General features: G+C 32.8%; 2 protein-coding genes. One reads left to right on the top strand and one right to left on the bottom strand.

What is annotated here, in order from left to right:
* Positions 1 to 257: 257 nt before the first annotated feature.
* On the bottom strand, positions 258 to 470 hold the full coding sequence (locus tag RJ01_RS16255; RefSeq protein ID WP_152606044.1) for a hypothetical protein: 213 nt from the start codon (positions 468 to 470) through the stop codon (positions 258 to 260).
* Between the two features lie 243 nt (positions 471 to 713).
* Here RJ01_RS16255 and RJ01_RS16325 point away from each other — a divergent pair, with 243 nt between their 5' ends.
* Positions 714 to 926, top strand: a complete 213-nt coding sequence (locus RJ01_RS16325; protein WP_162473456.1) for a hypothetical protein — start codon at positions 714 to 716, stop codon at positions 924 to 926.
* Positions 927 to 1,393: the final 467 nt, after the last annotated feature.

Here is a 1,393-nt window from a genome sequence, read left to right as displayed (position 1 = left end):
ATCGACTCAAATCTCTATTTGCAACAGTGCCCTTATATTTATATCCTGCCTATTCAAATCCTAAGAAGTTAAATGGTTTTAGGATTTTTTTTATTTTCTTAGATTAGACCTCCTTCATAAATCATTCTTACTCAGTTGCAAATTATAAATTCCAGCAACTAGATTGAATCTCAAAAGAGGGGGGCTTTTAGCTCTATTGCGATAACGTTCTGAAAGCATTTTGAAAGTTTTTAGACTGCCAAATACATACTTAATTTCTATTCTTCTTTATTGATTTCCTGATTATAGATTTTTAGTTCAGGATCCAGTTTACAGCGGCTTTTGGCCTCTAATGGCAACAGGGTATTGAGATACAAAGTATAAATCCTTTGATAACCTCTATCTGTAAGAACAAAGGCTCCTGAAGGGATCTGGTTTAAATTGTGTTTGAACAATTCTAAATCAAGCGTAATTCTCAGCATGACTTTCATATCAGGATGCCAATATCAGTAAATGCCAAGAAATTTAATCCAATATTAGGGGGTATTGGGAAGTGCATTTGATTGAAGTTGAGCAGGAAGGGAAAATTAGACGTTATATCACTTCATTAATAGATCCAAGTTATAGAACCTTGGGTTTATGTAAGAATACTTATCAGATGAGCTTTTTTGTAGTATTGATCGGCCAAATACGGACCGATTTTCTTGAAAATCTTTTATAGGGAGTAAAATTTAATGGCAAATTATAAAAAGAACATAGCAATGGTCAACTACAATAGAATCCAAGAAGACATAAACAATATGAAACTAGGTACAATGAAATGGCTCGGCAATAATATTGAGTTAAATGATATGCAGGGTGTTCATACTTTCTTATTAAGTTTAGAAGAAGAAGGTGGTGTTGATATGATCGCAGTAGGTCATGAGTCTTATACAGGACATCGCTGATACATAAGGTTAAGTTTGAAAAGAATTAGCACCTTCTCTGAGAGATTTTTCTTTACCAGCTCCATCTTTGAAACATCAAGTAATTTTTTGTAACTTTATTGTTATTTATCGTTTACTTTGTTTATCATAGAGAACATGAAAGGTGGAGAATTGAAGATGCTCACTAAGGTCGAAGCCATTGTCATTTCACTAATGGTAATTGCATTAATACTCATTATTTATGAGATGGGACAAGGACTTAATTGGACTTTATAAAGGTTTTCTCAGCTTAAAAAAGTCCTCAATTAATGGCATTAATTTATTTATCAGAAGTTTAAGAATTTTAATCTTACCCTTAGCTGCCTAAAGATGAATAATATCTATATTGGTGATATTTTTTACCTAGTTTACGGTAGTCATCCAATGATGGTTGAACCGTACTGGGTTTGTCGGAGATTTTTTTTATTTAAGTTAGGCCACCTGACCTA

It is taken from the genome of Acinetobacter sp. YZS-X1-1 (assembly GCF_000804305.1).
Taxonomy (GTDB): Bacteria; Pseudomonadota; Gammaproteobacteria; order Pseudomonadales; family Moraxellaceae; genus Acinetobacter; species Acinetobacter variabilis.
Note: the sequence above shows the minus strand (reverse complement) of the source record. Positions and strands in the feature narration are given on the sequence as shown.